Source organism: Bifidobacterium catenulatum PV20-2, from assembly GCF_000800455.1.
Taxonomy (GTDB): Bacteria; Actinomycetota; Actinomycetes; order Actinomycetales; family Bifidobacteriaceae; genus Bifidobacterium; species Bifidobacterium kashiwanohense_A.
Genome location: NZ_CP007456.1, coordinates 471,111 through 489,531 on the forward strand (window position 1 = coordinate 471,111; position 18,421 = coordinate 489,531).

Sequence of the window (18,421 nt, forward strand, 5' to 3'; positions counted from 1 at the left end):
TCGCTGCACCGTCAGCGAAGGTCGAACGCGCCGTCGTTGTAGACGATATCGCCGGAAATGATGGTCGCCCGGTTGGTGCCGGCCCCGTGACGGACGAAATCCTCCAAGGTTCGTTCGATGGCCTGTGGTGAGTCTGTGCCGACGGGAATATCGAAGAACGCAAGATCGGCTGTGGCACCGGCGTTGATCTGACCGATACGGCCCGCGCCAACATGCAATCCCATTTCCTCGGCACCGCCGATGGTGATCATGCGAATGATGCGGTGGGTCAGGTCATCGCGGGTGTACCCCTGCTCGCGTGCCAGATCGTAAACCATGGCCGCATCGTCGAGCACATCCAGGCTGGGTGAGCTCGACAGTGAATCCGTGCCGATGGCAAGCAGATTGCCCTCTTCGAGATATTGGCGGATCGGCGCGTCCTTGCCTGTCACGGTAATGCGGTTGGAACGCGGACACAGTGCCACGCCAACCCCACGCTGGCGTAGGATGCGGCGATCCTCCGCATCGGCCCACACGCCATGCGCGATATGCACGTCCGGGCCGAGCGACCCCAGCTGGTCGACGAACTGGATGGCGGACGCGCCCTTGCCTGCGGCCTTGAGCTGCTTGTAGCTGTCCCACTGGCCATCACGCCAATCGGCTGCGGAATACGTGGTGAGCGTGGACTCATGCTCACCTGCCTCGATCGGCGTTTCCGACAGGTGGATATGCAGTCGCATGTCGAGCTGACGTGCAATGTCGGGAAGATCCACGAATGGTTCCGTCTCCAGCGTGTAGGGCGCATGCGGGCTGATGCCGATGCTTGGCAACCCCTCGTGATGCATGTGCCCGAGATTGCTGATCAGCTCTGCGATGCCCTCGGTTTTCCAATCGTCGTTATGCCAGCCCATGACCTCCCAATAGGCGATGCCATGCATGCCCTGCGAGGCAAGTGCGCCCACGGCTTCCGGGTCGGTGACGATATCGGCTGCCGCGGTTGTGCCGGCTTCTACCATCATGCGCGCGCCCTGATATGAGGATTCCTTCCACGGACGTGTTTCCTGCAGCTTCTCGTACACTTCGTTGAAGCCGAGTTCCCAGGCGCGGAAGCGGTCGTAGGTTCCACGTCCCACTTCGGCCATATTGGTGTACTGAAGATGCGTGTGTGCGTTGATCAGGCCGGGGGTGATGATGCCGTCCCAATAGTGTTCGACGATGCGCCCATTGGCGGCCATATCGTGCTTCAGCGCATCGAGCACCCACTGTCGGGTGCCCACATGCACCACTCGGCTGCCGGACACCGCGATGGCGCCATTGAGCACCACCGGTCCGGTGACGGGAATGATCAGCGGAGAGCTGTACAGCGTCACCGAGTCGAGCGGCTGCGGATGCGCGGCCAGGTGCAGGGGGTTGTCAAGCTGCATGATGCTGTTCCTTTTCGTTTTCCGCGAAACGGGTGAGGGTCCAATCGTAGCCGTTATCGGCTACCGCTTGGCTTGCCTGGTAGCCGCGTACGCGCAATGCGATATCGGCGATATTGCAATCGATATCATGTCCAAGCTTCTGCAGTCCGTTCTGCAGTTTTCCTTGATTTCTCAACAGATGCGTGACCGCTGATATCTGCACGGCGAAGCTTAGATCCATGATTTCGATCGGATTGCCGCCTCCGACGGTGTAGTTGACGCCGTCGCCTTCCGAAATAAGCCGGATTCGCGGTCCGCTTGGAACGTCAAGATTGCGGATTTCACGCTTGTTCTCCGCTTGGAAACCGTCAATTTCATCCAATGCGATTTCGTTGGCGATGCCTCCGATCACCGAAAGCACGGCATTCGGCTTCATGATCTGCAGATGTTGCATGGCGATGGTGTGACGCACGCCGGTTGCGGAAATCACGATATCGGATTCGGAAATCGCGTGATTGATATCGTCGGCGCCGAATCCGTCGAATACGGCCTGCAATGCGACCACGGGATTGGTATCGCAAATGGTTACGTTGGCGCCGAGCGCACGCACGCGATGCGCGAAACCGCGTCCGACAGGACCATAGCCAACCACGCATACGTTTTTGCCTGCGAAGCAGTCATGGCCGAGAATGCGCTGCATGGTGGTGACGCAGGTTTCGCCGGTGCCGTGCGCATTGTCGAAACCGGTTTTCAGCATGCTGTCGTTGACTGCGATAACGGGGAATGATAGCGCTCCGGCGTCCTGCATGGCTTGGAACGCGCGAATGCCGCTGGTGGTCTCTTCCGCCACGCCGATGATGCGTTCCATCAGTTCGGGGCGTTCCATCGCGGCCAGTCGCGCGAAGCTCGCACCATCGTCGATGATGATGTTCGGCCGGATCTCATCAAGCAGGTCGAGTGCCCCCTGATGCGCCTGCTCCGGCGTCCAATCGGGATTGTATGCGACGGGAATGCCCTCTTCGCGCAGATGCGCCGCGACGCGCTCGTCATTGGCTTCGGAACCGCAGTATGCGCCGACGATGGCTCCTGCCTGCTTTAATTGGCGGAGCAGTACGGCGGTTTTCGGCTCAAGAATCAGGCAGACCGCAATGCGAATACCGGTGAAATCAACATCCTGCCGTGCCTCGCGCATAAGTTCCGCCGACACCGGCATATGATCCTGTGCGAAATCAATCGCCCCTGCTCCGGTCAATTCGCGTGCATCGGGTACCTCGTCCAAGGGAACCGTTGCGTCAATGGCATGGTATGTCTGCGATTCGGCCTGATCGTAAACGGGAATCATGCCCCAATCCTGCGCTTTGGCGAGATCGGATTGCGTGAAACATGCCTGTGTATCGTCATCGCCGACATACAAACGGGTGCCAGCCAGCGAAAGATTGGTTTTCTGGGAATATTCCGCGGCCCATGCACTGAATTGCGATTGTTCCATGAATCACCTTTCCTTGATCCGTCTTCTCTGTCCGCGCATTGCGCTGCAGCTGCATAAGCATAATGTATATGCTTCGCGTGCATACATGGGAAAACGGTATGTAGGGTGTGCTATCGCAACATGGCACCAAGCGCATCCTGCAATGTGTCGACCTGAACGATCGACAATCCGGGAATCGCGATTTCCCTACGTAATGTCGGCACTACAGCGGTGGTGAAGCCAAGACGGGCGGCCTCGCGCAACCGGTATTCCAGTCGCGGCACCGGACGCACCTGCCCGGTCAACGAAATCTCACCGATCGCACACGTGGTGCGGACGATCGCCTTCGACTTCGCGGCGCTCGCCAACGCGCCCACAATCGCCAGATCGCAGCCCGGCTCACGTGCCTGACCCCCGGCAATCGTGGAAATATAGAGATCGTTCGCCAGAAGATTGACGTTGCCATGCCTGTATAGCACCGCCACCAGCATGGCGATGCGGTTCGTATCCACGCCATTTGCCGCACGGCGAGGCGTCGGCAATACCGATTTGGTGACCAACGACTGCACTTCGATGGGCAGGCTGCGGTGGCCGTCCAACGTGAACGTCACGCACGTGCCCTCCACCGGAGCGGAACTGGCGGAATTGGATGATGAAAGAAAAAGCCCAGACGGGTCCGTCACCTCTTCGATGCCTTCGCCGCTCATATCGAAACAGCCGACCTCATCGGTGGGACCGAAACGATTCTTCACCGCGCGCAGCATGCGAAGCGCGGTTTCAGCATCCCCCTCGAACTGGCAGACCACATCAACGAGATGCTCCAACGTGCGCGGGCCGGCAATCGAGCCGTCTTTGGTGACATGACCGACCAATAATACTGGAATATCAAGCGTTTTTGCGGTGTCGATCAGGGCGCTCGCCACTTCGCGTACCTGCGTCGACCCTCCGGAAATGCCGTCGACTTCCTGTGAGACGATGGTCTGCGCGGAATCGACGATGGCCAGCGCAGGCTTGCTTTGCTCGATCAGTCCAAGTACGGTCGACAGGTCGGTGGTGGCAGCCAGTAGCAGATTCGGCTCGACAGCGCCTATGCGTGAGGCCCTCATACGCACCTGCGCCTGCGATTCCTCGCCGGAAATATACAGCACCGTGTTGCGTTCCGGTTGCGCCGCGCAAAGACGGGCCACGTTGCCGGCGGTTTCCAGCAGCAGCGTCGATTTGCCGATGCCAGGCTCGCCTGCGATGAGCGTCACGGAGCCGGGTACGATGCCGCCGCCGAGTATGCGGTTGAACTCCGTGAAACCCGTGCTGATTCTGGAAATGTTTTCCGTGCCGATTTCCGTGATGGGCTTCGCTGCGGAAGCAGGCACCGCATGCGATTGCGTGCGCGATGTGCGCCCGGGGGCTGCGGTGCGTTTCGAAGCGGCGGGACGGGCCTCATGAAATTCTTCGATGGTGCCCCATTGGCCGCATTCGGGGCAGCGGCCCAGCCATTTCGGGCCGTTCCAGCCGCATTCGGAACATACAAATTGCGAGGACGTCTTTGCCATACCGCCGACAATACGGATATTTTGAGACAAGCGTTCGCCGCGATGTTAAGGGGGTACTGATGCGGGGGTGCTGCGCGATTGTGTCGCCCGGATTTGAGCGTCTTGCGGATGTGAAAGAATAACAGCCATGTCTAATACGCAAACTTCCTCTTCCCATGGCAAGCTGATTGTGGCTGTCGTTGCCGCCGCTTTGGTGGTTGTACTCGCTTTGGTGTCCGCTTTTATTTGGCCCGGCTGGGCGTTGAACAAGGGTGACGGGGCGAGCTCCCAAGGCGCCACCTCTCAGGGAGCGTCGCAGAATGCCTCCGAACCGACCACGCCGTCCATCGACGCGGTGGCTTTGCCGGATGGTGCCAGCGAACTGCTGAAGGCCATGCCTGATTCCGTACTGAATTTCGCACGCACCAAGGCCGATGCCAGCACTTCCTGGAGTGGAGCGTCTCCGGTTGAGGAGTACACGCTGACGTATTCAACCGGCACGGACGGCCAGGAAGTCACTCTTGAAGTGGCGCAGTGGTCCCAGGACGAGGATGCGCAAGGCCAGTACGACAATCTGACCGGCGCCATGACCGGCAAGGAGCTGGGCAGCGGCAATGTGAAGGTTTCCGGCGAGGCTACCGGTGCCTACAGTGCTAAAACCGATCCGAACGATGAGACCAAGGCCATCGCCGTCTGGCGTAACGATACCGTGGTGTTCCAGGCCACTGGTGCCAAGGATTCGGTGCGGCGCTTCTACCAGCAGTTCCCGCTGTGACATTTGGCGGTCGGATACTGGACCCGCATGATGCACGCATGATTCAGTCGTGGCCTATGAGGGTTGTGGTTTAATCTGATTTTCCAATAAAGAGGTGTGTGCTTCCACCATATGAATGCGGTTGTGCGCGTTCGTCCCCGAAGCAGTGTAGTATTGGGCAAGTTGCAAACTTTTACCCTTTGAGTTTAAGAACGGAGGCTGAGATGGGCTCGGTCATCAAGAAGCGCCGCAAGCGCATGAGCAAGAAGAAGCACCGCAAACTGCTTCGTAAGACTCGCCACCAGCGCAAGTAGTCTTCAGGCGCGGTTGAGGCGTCGCTTAAACAAAATCCCGTATATCTTTTCTGATATACGGGATTTTTGCATATCTCAAAGAAATAAACGAAAATCACGAAAATGAAATCACAAGCAAGATGCAGCATCAAAGTCAATAGATGCAAATGAGGCTGTGCGCTCGATGTGAACGCACAGCCTCATAAGGATTCGCGGAACTTCCGCTACTGCTCTAATCTCACTTGTTGGAGTTGGTGAGCACGCGCGGGCCGTTCGGGTCGCCCACGATGACCTGATCCACCATGTGCAGGAACAGGCCGTGCTCCACCACACCGACGGTGTTGATGAGGTCGTCGGCCAGGGCTTCCGGGTGTTCGATGCGCTCGAGATGCAGGTCGACCACATAGTTGTTCTCGTCGGTACGCACCGGCTGACCTTCGGCGTCGAGGCGCAGCACCGGCCTGTAGCCGCGTGCTTCGAACCTCTTGACGACCTGGCCTGCGCCGAACGGAATCACCTCGACCGGCAGCGGGAACTTGCCAATGGTGTCGACGACCTTGGATTCGTCCACGATCCACACGATCTTGTTGGAGTTGGTGGCCACGATCTTCTCCCACAGCAGGGCAGCGCCGCCGCCCTTGATGCCGTTGAAGTTCTTGTCGACCTCGTCGGCGCCGTCAATGGTCACGTCGATGTGATCAACGTCATCGATGTCGACGATCTTGATGCCGTAGCCTTCTGCTTGTTCCTGGGTGCGGCGGGAAGTGGTCACGCCGGTGAACTCCAGGCCTTCCTCCTGCACGCGGCGGCCAAGCTCGTCGACCAGGAAACGCACGGTCGAACCGGTGCCCAGACCTGCGATCATGCCGTTCTGAATCAGCTTGGCAGCTTCGATGCCAGCTGCCTTCTTCAATGCGTCCTGCTGTGCCTTGTCCATGATCCTCCTTCGATATGGGGTTAAGACCGTCTCCATATTATCGGATGTGTTGATTTTTGTGCGTTTGTCGACATGTCTTGGCCGATGATGTGCAATCAATTACCGACAAATGTTTTCACGAGGTGTTTCACGTACTTTTTTGGCTGGGGATATGGGTTCCGGTGCGAGATTCCATTAATTGTGTTTGACTGCGAACGGCGCGTCCTCCAATACCAGTGTGCCATCGCCCTGCACATACCCCTCCACCGCGATGTAGCCGCGAATGCGGCGGAGTCTGCCGTCGAACGTCGGACTGGAATTTGGCGGGGGAGTGAAACGAATGGTGCCCGACACCGACAGTCCCGAAGGGCTTTTCCGGCGTGGTTGCTGGGATTGTTGCGGTTGCGTCGCCGATTGCGGTGCGTCTGCCTGCGATTCCTGCGTTTCTGGTGATTGCGGGGAGTCGGCTGTTTTATCGGATTGCGTCGCCGATTGCCCGGATTGCGTTGGCTGCAGCGTTCCGGCGGATGCGTTTTCCGTGTCTTCACGCGGGAAATAATCCGTTTTGATCAGCATTTCCGCATACGATTTGTGCGGTGCGGTGGTATCGGATTGCGTAGAGCCAGACGTCGCGGTATCCGATGGCATGGAGTCGGATACCGACGTGGCAAGCACTGTGGTCGGTTCCGGCATTTCGTCGGATTCTGCCGGCATTCCGTTGGGAGGCAGCGGCAACGTCGACTCGTCGGGCGCGGGGTAGCCTTCGGGCTCCACCAGCATGTCCGCTATGGAACGCGGCCGCGGTTCCGGATCGGACATACCTATCAGATCGTCGGCCAGAGAGCCGCCGGCGGATTCGCCCTGCCCGCGTCCGATATGGTATTCGTCCGAAGTGATTTTGCCGTCGAGCAGCATCTGGGCATCGTCGGGAACATCGATGCCTTGCGAGTATTCGGAAGCCAGCAGCGACTGCCAACCCTCCAAAGGAAGATATCCTTCGCGAACCTTCGAACGGCAATCGCCGGCATACGTGCGCGCAAGCTCGTCCACCTTCTCATTGCCCGCATTGCCGGCATGGCCCTTGACCCATACGAATTTCACCGATCCGGGACGTTTGGAAATCTCGGCGTCGATCGCGCGAATCAAATCCGCGTTCTTCACCGGCTTCTTCTGTGAGTTCTTCCAGCCGTTCTTCTTCCAGCCATGCACCCACGTGGTGGAACAGTTGATCGCATACTGCGAATCAGTTTCGATCACCAACGGTTCGGAACCGGGATGCGCGCGCAACGCCTCCAACACTGCGCACAGTTCGCCGATCTGGTTGGTGCCGTTCGTTGCTCCACCGGCGTCGCAATCGCCCTCATGGTGGTGCCCCGGCTTGCCACCCGTCGCGAGTTCGTGATCGGCCCAGCCCCAACCCATTGGACCATTCGGATTACCCAAAGCGGAACCGTCTGTAGAAACCGTAATCGTCATGCCTCTACCCTACGAAAGCCATGCGACTCGCTCCGCGCCCGTCTGCAAAGGGCATCCATGCGGGTGCTCATCGTCCAGACATAGCATGGCCGAAGTCTGGAACACGCCCTCGCCATAATCGAATGTGGCCATGCCATGGTGCCGTTCGGCCGTCCCTCGTACGGTTTCGGTGTCCAGACCGGTGCCGCCGTGCTTCGTCGAGACGGGGCCTCCGTCGCGTTTTCCAACAGACGACAAAAGGTCCGTCCCATTTTACGGAACGGACCTTTTGCTCGCGTCACGGTCGCATATCGACCGCGATTATTGTGCGGCGGTTAAGCCGAATGTCACTCGGCCAGGGCCTTGTCCACGACTTCGGTGGCCTCGGCGAGCACCTTGTCGAGAGCCTCCGGGGATTCGAAGGACTCGGCGTACACCTTGTAGATGTTTTCGGTGCCGGACGGGCGTGCCGCGAACCAGTTGTTCTCGGTGGTGACCTTCAGGCCGCCGATCTTGGCGTTGTTGCCCGGAGCCTCGGTGAGTTTGGCGGTGATGTCTTCACCGGCCAGCGTGGTGGCAGCAACGTCGTCGCCGGAAAGCTTGGCGAACTTCTGCTTCTGCTCCAGCGTGGTCGGGGTGTCGATGCGCTTGTACCAGCTTTCGCCGAAGCGTTCCACCTGCTCCTGATGCAGCTGTGCCGGGTTCTTGCCGGTCTTGGCGGTGATTTCCGCAGCCAGCAGGTCAGGGATCAGACCGTCCTTGTCAGTGGTCCACACGCGGCCGTCCTTGCGCAGGAAGCTCATGCCGGAGCTCTCTTCGCCGCCGAAGGCGACTTCGCCCTTGAACAGTGGGTCGACGAACCACTTGAAGCCGACCGGCACCTCAACGAGCTTGGCGTCGATGGAAGCGGCCACGCGGTCGATCAGGGAGGAGGAGACCAGCGTCTTACCGATGCCGGCGCCTTCCGGCCAGCCCGGGCGATTGCCGCCGAACAGATACTCCACGCACACGGCGATGTAGTGGTTCGGGTTCATGACGCCCCAGTTCGGGCATACGATGCCGTGGCGATCGGCATCCGGATCGGTGCCGCCGACCAGGTCGTACTTGTCCCAAGCGCCGTTGTTGAGGGAATCAACCAGACCCTTCATGGCGTATGGGGAGCTCGGATCCATGCGGATCTTACCGTCGTGGTCGATGGTCATGAAGCTCCAGGTCGGGTCGACCTGCGGGCGTACCACGTCGATGGTCAGGTTGAACTTCTCGTTCATCAGCGGCCAGTAGTTGACGGAAGCGCCGCCGAGCGGGTCGATGCCCAGGCGCACGCCGGAGGAACGGATCACGTCGAAGTCGATGACGTTCTCCAGATCTGCGACGTAGTGCTCACGGAAGTCGAAACGCTCGACCAGATCGGACTTGACGGCCTGCTCGAACGGAACACGCTTGATGTTCCTGAAATCGCCGAGCAGCTCGTTGGCACGGTCTGCGATGGCGTTGGTGACGTCAGCCGGAGCCGGGCCGCCGGTGACCGGATCGTACTTGAAGCCACCATCGGTCGGCGGGTTGTGCGACGGGGTCACGACGATGCCGTCGGCCAGACCTTCGCCGGTGAAACGCTGCGTGCCGTCCGCTGCGCGGTTATGGGTCAGGATGGCCTGGGACACAACCGGAGTCGGAGTGAAGTCGTCTCGGGAGTCGATGCGCACGGTCACGCCGTTGGCGACGAGCACTTCGATGGCGGTCTTCCAAGCCGGTTCGGATAGGGCGTGGGTGTCGCGGCCGATGTACAGCGGGCCGGTCACGCCGGCCTTCTTGCGGTATTCGGCGATGGCCTGGGTGATGGCCACGATGTGGGCCTCGTTGAACGAGGTCTTCAGGGACGAGCCACGATGTCCGGAGGTGCCGAAGGAGACACGCTGCTCGGGAACGTTGGGGTCGGGGACGACGTCATAGTACTTGCCGATGACCTCGTCGACATTGATCAGATCTGCTGGGGTGGCGGGCATTCCCGCATTGTTTGCAACCATAGCCACTATTCTGCCACGCTTTTGCTGCGAATGTGCGTAATTGTCCCATTATGTGCGATGAATACGTTGTCTATTTATCGCATGTTCAGATATAAATATAAGAATTTTCGTTAATGATGGATTGTGCTCTCGGTCGATTTGCGCAATGTCAGATGATGGTGTATAGTTCTGTGCTATTCGACTGAAGCAGGGTTGCTAGTCAACATAATGACGCAAGACCTGAGATACGGCTTAACTATAGCTATATCTCAGGTCTTTTTTGTTGCCCGAAGCAGTGTTGCTTGGATCGAATCGGTTGTAAGGGAAAGAAAGGAAAACAGGATGGCTGACTCACTCGCATCGCAGATCATCACTGCAATCGGTGGTCCTGAAAACGTTCGCAGTCTGACGCATTGTGCCACTCGACTGCGCTTTGAATTGGTTGACGCATCCAAGGTCGATCAGAACAGTCTCGAGCACACGCAAGGCGTGCTCGGTGCGGTGCCGCAGAGCGGTGACCGTTACCAGATCGTCATCGGCGGTGGCGTTGCAACCGTGTACGAAAACATCATGCATCTGCCCGAAATGGCCGGTGTCGGCGGTGCCTCCGCATCCAGCGATGGTCAGAAGAGCAATGCCGACGTCAAGGCCGAAGCCCGTTCCAAGGCCCGCGGCAAGGTGGCTTGGCTGGACTCCTTCTTCGAGTATCTCGCCGATTCCTTCCGCCCGATTCTGGGCGTGCTGCTCGGCGCTTCCATCATCATCGCGCTGGTCAACCTGCTTATTTCGTTGAACGTCATTTCGAATGACGAGGCCTCCGCGGGCTGGGTGTTCGTGAAAGCCATCTGGAAGGGTGTATTCTACTTCCTGCCGATCATGGTCGCCTACAACGCTGCCAAGAAGCTCAAGGTCGACCCATGGCTGGGTGGTGCCATCATGGCCATCCTCATGACCCCGCAGTTCACCGGCTTGATGGACGCCAAGACCACCACGTGCGTGGAGAACGCCGCTTTGGGCACCAAGTCTTGCACGGCCAACATATTCGGTCTGCCAATGGCATTGAGCGACTATTCCGGCAACGTGTTCGTGCCGCTGCTCATGGCCGCCGTGCTTGCTCTCGTCTGCCACGGATTGAAGAGGATTATTCCCGAAAGTGTCCAGCTGGTCTTCGTGCCGTTCTTCTGCATGATCATCGTTGGTGCGCTGACCGCCTTCATCATTGGCCCGATCGGTGTGTGGGTCGGCAACGGCCTCGGCGTCGGCTTGTCCTGGATGAACACCCATGCTCCGTTCATCTTCGCCATCATCATTCCGATGCTGTACCCGTTCCTCGTGCCGCTCGGTTTGCACTGGCCACTCAACGCACTGATGCTCATGAACATCCAGACCCTCGGCTACGACTTCATCCAAGGCCCGATGGGCGTGTGGAACTTCGCCTGCTTCGGTGCTACCGCTGGCGTGCTCTTCCTTGCTGTGCGTGACAAGGACAAGGACATGCGCCAGACCGCTTTGGGTGCGCTCGCGGCCGGCCTGCTCGGTGGCGTTTCCGAACCGTCCCTGTACGGCATTCACCTGCGTTACAAGCTCATCTACAAGCGCATGCTGGTGGGCTGCGGTCTCGGTGGCGTCGTCATCGCCATCCTCGGTTGGCTCTTCCCGTCCGTCACCGCCGCCGGCCAGACCGTGCATGGCGTGACCACCACCGCTTTCGCATTCACCTCGCTGCTGACCATTCCGGTCTTCAATCAGATGTGGGTGTATGCAGTGTCCATCGCCGTGTCCTTCCTCACCTCCTTCCTTCTGATCATCACTTTCGACTACCGCACTCCGGAACAGAAGGCCGAAGTGCTGGCCCGCGTGGCCGACGGTCAGAAGACCGCTGTCTCGTCGGTCGAAGCCAAGGGAGCCGCTCCGGCTGCTGCCACCGCGACTGCCACTGCTACCGCAACCGAGACCGAAGCCCCGGCTGCTGCCGCCACCACCATGGTGAACGCTCCAGTCGCAGGCCATGTGATTTCCCTGGACGAAACCGGCGATCCGGTGTTCGCATCCCGCGCGCTCGGCGAGGGCGTCGGCATCCAGCCGGCAGACAGCACCGTCGTCGCGCCGGTATCCGGCGTACTGCAGACCGTCGCCGAAACCGGTCACGCATTCGGTATCAAAACCGATGATGGCGTGGAAGTGCTCGTGCACGTCGGCATCGACACGGTGAAGATGAACGGCGAAGGCTTCGATGTGAAGGTCAAGGCCAACGAACACGTGAACGCGGGGGACACCCTCGTTGTCGTCGACTTTGATAAGGTTAAGGAAGCTGGATACAGCACCACCACGTTGATGACGGTGCTGAACACAGTGGCTTTCGCGTCCGTCGCGCCAAAGACCGGCGTCGACGTCAAGGCCGGTGAGTCGGTGATCGACATTCAGCGCTGACCAATCACGTAGTCGGAAGGGGTCGACGTGGACGTTCTTCGCGTATTCAACAATAATGTCGTACTGGCAAAAGACGGCAATAGTGAGGTGATTCTCACCGGTCGAGGCATAGGCTTCCAAGCCAAGCCCGGACAGCATGTTGACGACGCGAAGATCGTCCGTCGGTTCGTTCCCGTAGATGGCAAGGATCCCGATCATATGGCTCAACAGGTGGCCGGGATCCCGCCCGAAATCATTCGTCTCGTTACGGACGCCATGAACCGCACCGGTCTGAAGGAACAGGCCGACAGACAGCCTGCATTGGTGCTGGCATTATCCGACCATATTTGCGGTGCGATTCGCCGATCTCAGAACAAGCAGACCATCGAATATCCGCTGGAAGCCGAAGTGCGTTCGCTCTACGCGAGCGAATACGCCAAAGGCAAAGCTCTGGTCGATGCGATGAACACGTATCTGGGAGGCGCCCTACCGGATTGCGAAGCCGTGGCTTTGGCCCTGCACTTGGTCAATGCGGGCTTCTCCACCGGCGATCTTTCCGCCACATACACCATGACCGGCGTCATCCAGCAAATGCTGACGGTCATCGAAGGCTATTACGGCATCAACCTTGACCAGAACAGCGTCAATGTGGCGCGTTTCATCACGCATCTGCGCTATCTTTTCGTGCGCATCCACCAACATGAACAGCTTGATGACGAGCCTGAACCAATCGTGGAATCCATCAAAACCTCATATCCGAAAGCATCGGATTGCGCGAACAAACTCGCGATCATCATCAAAATGCGATTGGATGCAAGTCTTTCGCAAGCGGAAATCGCCTATCTCACCTTGCATGTCGCACGAGTGACTTCTCATGCGGCGGAATCGCATGAGAATAATAGTACAATCAATGCATACTGCATAAAATACACAATCATCGTAATAAATAATTGATAATTACGATTAATAGTTACTGATTTACATTGGCAGTATTGGTTTCGGGCGCTTCCGGCACACGCACACACAACGACTTACGCTCCACACTGAAACGAATATGCTGCGTTTCGGGAAGCATATCGCCGTCAACCTGCGCCAAAACGGGCTTCTCCAACTTGATTTCCGCGCTGACGCCCTGAATCTGGTCAACCGTAGAATTCGTGGAGAGCGGACTCTGCTGTGCCTTGCCAGTGATGGTCTGATGCAGCACATCGCCAAACAGATTCGCCCAACCGATCAAACCGCCGGACGTGTCAATAATCTCATAATCAAGGATGCCATCATCGTATACGGCGTCTGGCATGAGTGAAAATACCGGAATCTGGCCGCAATTGCCAGCCATGAACGTGCGGAACGTCAGTCCGTGCGTGGTGTGCGTGCTGCCATCCGCGCTGGTAATGGTCACGTCGCCCTTATATTTCGGGGCGAACAGGTTCTTCACGCCCGACACGAAATAGGCGAGCCAGCTGATGTTCTTCTTCAACTCAGGATCGGTGTCGTCGATCATCACCGCATCGAAGCCGATACCTGCGATAATAAGGAACGCATGGCCATGATCGGTGGTTTCATCATCGAGCAACGTCAAACGGCCGACATCCACCAAACGCGAGCCGTGAGACGTGGCGACGGTCAACGCCGCATCGATATCATCCACGGGAATGCCCATATTGCGGGCAAACAGATTGCCGGTGCCAATAGGGATGATGCCTAGCGCGTGGCCGGTTCCCGAAAGTGCGCTCGCCACCGTGCGCACCGTGCCGTCGCCGCCGACCGCGACCACCACATCGGCGCCATGCTCCAACGCCTCCAACGCGCAGGCGCGACCATCCTTATCAAGCTGTGTTTCGATATACTCGACCTGCGTAAGATGCTTCGCCTCGCAGAATTCCTGAATATGCTGCTTGCGCTGTTCCGCTTGGGGCTTCGACGGATTGATCACGAACGCATAGTGCACCTGATCGTCGTCGCGTTTGTCGAGCTGCTCGGCAAACCTACGGTGCTTATATGCGCGCACCGCGAAAAAGACGGCCGCGCACACCGCTGCGACCGCAAGAACGACAATCACAATGATAACTGGCATAGGCATGTCACCTATTTTTCACGTAAGACGTGAAAAAAGCGAATCAAGCACGATTTATTCGACGATTCCTGCACGTTGTATACAAAAATGAGAGGCTTGCGGCGAGTGTCGGCTTTCGGCACTAGTCTAGGAGACATGCTTGATATCCAATTCATTCGTGAACATGCTGACGTTGTCAAGGAATCCCAGCGCAAGCGTGGCGAATCGGTCGAACTGGTCGACGAGGTGCTGCGCTCCGACGAGGTTCGTCGTTCCTCTCTGAAGGAATTTGAGGCTGCACGTGCGCAGCAGAAAGAAATCGGCAAGAAGGTCGCCGCGGCTCCGGCTGATGAAAAGGCCAAGCTGATTGCCGAAACCAAGGAACTCTCCCAGAAGGTTTCCGAATACAAGGCCGCAGCGGACGCCGCAGCCGAAGAGTACACCACCGCCATGTGGAAGCTCTCCAACGTGGTTGAGCCGGAAGCTCCGGAAGGCGGCGAAGACGATTACGTGGTGGTCAAGAAGGTTGGCCAGATTCGTGATTTCGCAGCTGAAGGCTTCGAACCGAAGGACCACCTGACCCTCGGTCGTGGCGTTGCCGGCATTGATATGGAACGTGGCGTGAAGGTCGGCGGTTCCCGCTTCTACTTCCTGCGCGGCCAGGTGGCCCGCATGCAGATAGCCATGCTCACCATGGCTGTGGACCAGGCCCAGGAGCACGGCTTCACGCTGGCCATCACCCCGACGTTGGTGCGTCCGGAAGTGATGCGCGGCACCGGCTTCCTCAACTCCCACGCCGACGAAATCTACCGTCTGCGCGAACCTGACGAGCAGTACTTGGTCGGTACCTCCGAAGTGGCGCTCGCCGGTATGCATGAGAACGAGATTCTCGACCTGTCCGACGGTCCGCTGCGCTACTGCGGCTGGAGCTCCTGCTACCGCCGCGAAGCAGGTGCTGCTGGCAAGGATACTTCCGGCATCATCCGCGTGCACCAGTTCGACAAGGTGGAGATGTTCGTCTACACCAAGCAGGAGGACTCTTACAAGGAGCATGAGCACTTGCTGGCCATGGAGCAGGAGATGCTCGGCAAGGTTGAGGTGCCATACCGCATCATCGATACTGCTGCCGGCGATCTGGGCTCTTCCGCAGCACGTAAGTTCGATTGCGAAGCTTGGGTTCCGACCCAGGGTCGCTACCGCGAGCTGACCTCCACCTCCAACTGCACCGAATACCAGGCCCGTCGCCTGAACGTTCGCGAACGTATGGAAGATGGCGGCACCCGCGCCGTTTCCACGCTGAACGGTACGCTGGCCACCACCCGTTGGCTGGTCGCCATTCTCGAGAACCACCAGCAGAAGGACGGCTCCATCGTCATCCCGCAGGCCATGCGTGCCTACATGGGCGGCAAGGAAGTCATCGAACCGACCAAGTGGGAAGCCTGATTCCACAACTTCCTTGCACTGTGATATATTGACATCTTGTGTGTTGGCAGTGATGTCGACACACAAAGGGTAGGTGTCTGAGCGGTCTAAAGAGACGGTCTTGAAAACCGTTGAGGTGCAAGCCTCCGCGAGTTCGAATCTCGCCTTACCCGCCTATAAGGCTTACTGAGAGCGCTTTAAGCGCCCGGTAAGCCTTTTTTGTTGTTGCAATCCGGGCAAACTTCACCCAAGTTCCTATAGGCCGTGAATACCAATGGCGCCGGTGATTGTCACGCGGGTGTGTTGTGCGCCCTGCCGTGCGAAGGCATGTCGTTGGAGGATGCCGTACGTTGCGCCAATGCTGCTTCGGCGTTGGCTGTAACGCGATCAGGGCCGGCTACCTGCCCTGATCGAAATGAGGTTGAGCTGCTTGGGAAGGGCGTTCTAAAACTTATGGTACAAATAACCATAAGTGGTTATATCATGTGCGCGATTGCGTTGAGGCGGCGTGCATATAGCCTGTCTGCAATGTCGTGCGGCAGATTTAAGGAGATTAGTTTCACATGAGCAATGAGAAAGGGACCCTCTCCATTGAGGAGCAGGGCATTGACACCATTTCCGAAGAGGAGCGTAGGGGCACGCCGGCCAGTCTGTTCTGGCCTTGGTTCGCTGCCAATATTTCCATGTTCGCCATGTCGTACGGCGCGTGGGCGCTTGGGTTCGGCATCTCGTTCTGGCAGGCCACCGCCATGACCATTATTGGCGTGGTCGTCTCGTTCCTGCTGGTCGGCATCATCTCCATCGCAGGCAAACGCGGCAACGCGCCCACCATGGTGCTCACCCGCGCCACGTTCGGCGTGGAAGGTGCCAAAGTGCCAGCGGCGCTGAGCTGGATCGCCACATTGGGCTGGGAGATTTCACTGACCACCACCGCTGTGCTGGCATTATCAAGCACCATCGAAAAACTCGGTTGGGGCTCTGGTGTCGCGCCCAAGATCATCTCCACCATTGTGGTGGTCGGCCTTGTAGTGGTCGCAGGTATTTTCGGATACGACCTGATTATGCGTTGCCAGCAGGTGATCACCATCGTGACCGGTGTGATCACCGTCGGTTTCTTTATTCTCGGCTGGGGACATATCGACTTTTCCGCCATTGACTCGGTTCCGGCGGGATCATTGCCGGCCATGCTCGGCTGCTGCTTCTTCGTGATGACCGGCTTTGGCTTGGGCTGGGTGAACATCGCTGCCGATTACTCGCGCTATCTGCCGCGCAAGTCCTCCAATGGCGGCATTGTGTTCTGGACCACATTCGGTGCGTCCATTGCCAATGTGTTCCTGATTTTCTACGGTCTGCTGCTCGCGGTTTCCAATGCTGATATGGCGGAAAACGTTGGAAATGATCCGATTGGCGCCATGGCTTCCATTCTGCCGACCTGGTACTTGATTCCGTACACCATCGTGGCCGTGCTCGGTTTGATGTCCGGCTCCATTATGGACAATTATTCCAACGGGCTTGCGCTGCTGTCGTTCGGTGTGAAGTTGCCGCGTACTGTGGCTGCCGCGCTCACCGCCGCTTTGACTGTGCTTGGCGTGGTCTACGTGACTTTCTTCTCCGACACGTTCATCGGCCCGTTCCAAGGCTTTCTGACCACGCTCGGTGTGCCGATGGCTGTATGGGCCGGCATGTTCGTAGCCGACGTGATCATTCGCAAGAAGGATTACAGCACTGCTGATTTGTATGATCCGAAGGGTCGTTACGGTGCGTGGAACGGTAAGTCTTTCGCCATTCTCGTCGTCGGTACCGTGCTTGGTTGGGGATTGGTGGTCAACACTGCCGCCAGCTGGCTGAACTGGCAGGGTTATCTGCTGTTCCTTATCGGTGGCAAAGACGGTAGTTGGGCTGCCGCTAATCTTGGTGTGATTGTTGCGCTGATTATTGGTCTTGCGGGATTGTTGATTTTCCAGCGCGGCGATATTGCCAAGCAGGAAGCTGATTTGTCGGTTTCGGAAGCCTGACCAAACTTAAGTGATATACAGAAAGGAAAAGCCATGATCGCGGAAGATGAATGGCTGGTAGTCATCGACAGGCAGCGTGTTTTTGCGGAAAGCGAATGGTCCGCATGGGCTTGCCCGGACGGCTCCTACCACACTACTGATGAAGCGTTCGCACGATTGGCCAAAGCGTTCGGCGATCGTGTGATTTATACGCGATATGTTGCGCCTGAGCCGCCGCAAAACGCTTGGGTTGATTATTTCAAGGATTGGCCGCAGTTTTTGGTTGCTCCCGACGATCCGATGTACGATCTCACCGCGGATACCGCGGAATTGGCACAAGGCCATGCCGTGGTCAGTTGCGACACCTTCGGCAAGTGGGGAAGCGTGCTGAGCGAAGCCATTAAAGGCGCTAAAAAAATCACGATATGTGGTGTCGCCACCGATTGCTGTGTGCTTACCACTGTGCTCGCCGCGGCTGACAATGGTGTAGCGGTGCGCGTTGCTGCTGACGCTTGTGCAGGCAGTTCGCCAGAAAACCATCAGATGGCATTGAACACCATGGCATTGTTCACGCCGCTGGTCACCGTTACCAACACTGACGCTATTCTGAAGTAAAAAAAATACCGCAAGCAAGCCATTTTCTGCGGGGCTTACTGAAGTTTTTCAGTAAGCCCCGTTCATGTATATCGCAGCAAAACGGGTCTCAAAAGCGTTTGAGAGTCCGGACTCCTCCACTCGTT

At 58.0% G+C, this 18,421-nt stretch carries 14 protein-coding genes, 1 tRNA gene and 1 pseudogene; 9 read left to right on the plus strand and 7 right to left on the minus strand.

All coding sequences use genetic code 11. The annotated features are described in order from the left end of the window. Nucleotides 1–11: 11 nt before the first annotated feature. From AH68_RS01965 to radA, 3 genes are all read right to left on the minus strand, one after another. A complete protein-coding gene (locus tag AH68_RS01965; RefSeq protein WP_039197180.1) occupies nucleotides 12–1,403 on the minus strand; it encodes an amidohydrolase family protein in 1,392 nt (463 codons plus the stop codon). Then, complete coding sequence (locus tag AH68_RS01970; RefSeq protein ID WP_039197181.1) at nucleotides 1,393–2,871, minus strand: adenosylhomocysteinase; 1,479 nt, start codon at nucleotides 2,869–2,871, stop codon at nucleotides 1,393–1,395. Before AH68_RS01970 ends, AH68_RS01965 begins: the two co-directional genes overlap by 11 nt. 110 nt (nucleotides 2,872–2,981) lie before the next feature. Further along, nucleotides 2,982–4,400 carry a DNA repair protein RadA gene (gene radA, locus AH68_RS01975; RefSeq protein ID WP_039197184.1) on the minus strand — a complete coding sequence of 473 codons (1,419 nt, stop codon included), beginning with the start codon at nucleotides 4,398–4,400 and terminating at the stop codon, nucleotides 2,982–2,984. A gap of 127 nt (nucleotides 4,401–4,527) precedes the next feature. Here radA and AH68_RS01980 point away from each other — a divergent pair, with 127 nt between their 5' ends. Together AH68_RS01980 and AH68_RS10205 are read left to right on the plus strand one after the other, a co-directional pair. After that, nucleotides 4,528–5,154 carry a hypothetical protein gene (locus tag AH68_RS01980; protein ID WP_039197186.1) on the plus strand — a complete coding sequence of 209 codons (627 nt, stop codon included), beginning with the start codon at nucleotides 4,528–4,530 and terminating at the stop codon, nucleotides 5,152–5,154. 203 nt (nucleotides 5,155–5,357) lie between these two features. Further along, nucleotides 5,358–5,447 (plus strand): 30S ribosomal protein bS22, encoded by a 90-nt coding sequence (locus AH68_RS10205; protein ID WP_004268639.1) that lies wholly within the window; start codon nucleotides 5,358–5,360, stop codon nucleotides 5,445–5,447. A 217-nt stretch (nucleotides 5,448–5,664) separates the two neighbouring features. Here the strand turns inward: AH68_RS10205 and rpiA are convergent, their stop codons facing one another. The 3 genes from rpiA to pgm form a co-directional block, all read right to left on the minus strand. Then, entirely contained in the window at nucleotides 5,665–6,363 is a 699-nt protein-coding gene (gene rpiA / locus AH68_RS01985) for a ribose-5-phosphate isomerase RpiA (RefSeq protein WP_039197188.1), read from the minus strand. 174 nt (nucleotides 6,364–6,537) lie between these two features. Beyond that, nucleotides 6,538–7,818: a ribonuclease H family protein gene (locus tag AH68_RS01990; RefSeq protein ID WP_039197190.1), complete on the minus strand. Its 1,281-nt coding sequence runs from the start codon at nucleotides 7,816–7,818 to the stop codon at nucleotides 6,538–6,540. A 326-nt stretch (nucleotides 7,819–8,144) separates the two neighbouring features. Further along, nucleotides 8,145–9,821: a phosphoglucomutase (alpha-D-glucose-1,6-bisphosphate-dependent) gene (gene pgm / locus AH68_RS02000; protein ID WP_039197195.1), complete on the minus strand. Its 1,677-nt coding sequence runs from the start codon at nucleotides 9,819–9,821 to the stop codon at nucleotides 8,145–8,147. A gap of 321 nt (nucleotides 9,822–10,142) precedes the next feature. On the opposite strand from pgm, the gene AH68_RS02005 reads away from it, so the two are divergent. Continuing rightward, nucleotides 10,143–12,230 carry a glucose PTS transporter subunit IIA gene (locus AH68_RS02005; RefSeq protein ID WP_039197197.1) on the plus strand — a complete coding sequence of 696 codons (2,088 nt, stop codon included), beginning with the start codon at nucleotides 10,143–10,145 and terminating at the stop codon, nucleotides 12,228–12,230. Nucleotides 12,231–12,257: 27 nt separating this feature from the next. Then, a complete protein-coding gene (locus AH68_RS02010) occupies nucleotides 12,258–13,163 on the plus strand; it encodes a PRD domain-containing protein (protein WP_052189123.1) in 906 nt (301 codons plus the stop codon). A 16-nt stretch (nucleotides 13,164–13,179) separates the two neighbouring features. Here the strand turns inward: AH68_RS02010 and AH68_RS02015 are convergent, their stop codons facing one another. Beyond that, nucleotides 13,180–14,292: a diacylglycerol/lipid kinase family protein gene (locus AH68_RS02015; protein WP_173405837.1), complete on the minus strand. Its 1,113-nt coding sequence runs from the start codon at nucleotides 14,290–14,292 to the stop codon at nucleotides 13,180–13,182. Nucleotides 14,293–14,421: 129 nt separating this feature from the next. On the opposite strand from AH68_RS02015, the gene serS reads away from it, so the two are divergent. The 5 genes and pseudogenes from serS (at nucleotide 14,422) to AH68_RS02035 (ending at nucleotide 18,296) form a co-directional block, all read left to right on the plus strand. Beyond that, nucleotides 14,422–15,708, plus strand: coding sequence for a serine--tRNA ligase (serS, locus tag AH68_RS02020; RefSeq protein WP_039197200.1), 1,287 nt, complete (start codon nucleotides 14,422–14,424; stop codon nucleotides 15,706–15,708). Between the two features lie 67 nt (nucleotides 15,709–15,775). Next, nucleotides 15,776–15,860 (plus strand) — tRNA-Ser (locus AH68_RS02025). Between the two features lie 88 nt (nucleotides 15,861–15,948). Continuing rightward, nucleotides 15,949–16,119 (plus strand): annotated as a pseudogene (locus AH68_RS11245) (PfkB family carbohydrate kinase); the annotation flags it as partial. A 131-nt stretch (nucleotides 16,120–16,250) separates the two neighbouring features. Then, the gene (locus tag AH68_RS02030) at nucleotides 16,251–17,702 is read left to right on the plus strand and encodes a purine-cytosine permease family protein (protein ID WP_039197202.1); all 1,452 of its coding nucleotides are present in this window, start codon (nucleotides 16,251–16,253) and stop codon (nucleotides 17,700–17,702) included. Nucleotides 17,703–17,735: 33 nt separating this feature from the next. Further along, complete coding sequence (locus AH68_RS02035) at nucleotides 17,736–18,296, plus strand: cysteine hydrolase family protein (RefSeq protein WP_039197205.1); 561 nt, start codon at nucleotides 17,736–17,738, stop codon at nucleotides 18,294–18,296. Nucleotides 18,297–18,421: the final 125 nt, after the last annotated feature.